The following is a 624-nucleotide window of genomic DNA, read 5'->3' as shown; positions in this document are numbered from 1 at the left end:
GCGACCATCCACCAGCTGGGCGGCGAGGTGCGCTTCGAGACGCGGGTCGACGACATCCTGATCGAGGATGGCAGGGTGCAGGCGCTGGCGTTGTCCGATGGCGAGACGCTGCCCTGCGACCACGTAGTGCTCGCCGTCGGACACAGCGCGCGCGATACCTTCGAGATGCTGCACGCGCGGGGCGTGTTCATGGAGGCGAAGCCGTTTTCGCTGGGTTTCCGGATCGAGCACCCGCAGGGGCTGATCGACCGCAGCCAGTTCGGCACGTTCGCCGGACACAAGCAGCTGGGCGCGGCCGTTGCTGCAATGATGGACCACCTTGTAATCGGCCGCGCGGTCTACAGCTTCTGCATGTGTCCGGGCGGTACGGTGGTGGCGGCGGCATCGGAACCGGGCCGGGTCGTGACGAACGGGATGAGCCAGTATTCGCGCAACGAGCGCAATGCGAACGCGGGCATCGTGGTGGGCATCACGCCGGAGGACTTTCCCGGCGGCCCGCTCGCCGGCATCGCGTTCCAGCGGCGTTGGGAAGAACGGGCGTTCGAACTGGGCGGCGGGGATTACCGGGCGCCGGCGCAGAAGGTCGGCGATTTCATCGCGGGGCGCGCGTCGACGTCACTGGGC

Annotated in this window: 1 protein-coding gene; it reads left to right on the top strand. The window is 68.3% G+C overall.

Annotated elements, in window-relative coordinates; translation table 11 throughout:
* Positions 1-624 (top strand): NAD(P)/FAD-dependent oxidoreductase (locus OVY01_RS23030; RefSeq protein WP_267849963.1); only part of this gene is annotated, 624 nt, incomplete at both ends.

It is taken from the genome of Robbsia betulipollinis (genome assembly GCF_026624755.1).
GTDB lineage: Bacteria > Pseudomonadota > Gammaproteobacteria > Burkholderiales > Burkholderiaceae > Robbsia > Robbsia betulipollinis.
This window is presented reverse-complemented; position numbering and strand designations above follow the sequence as displayed.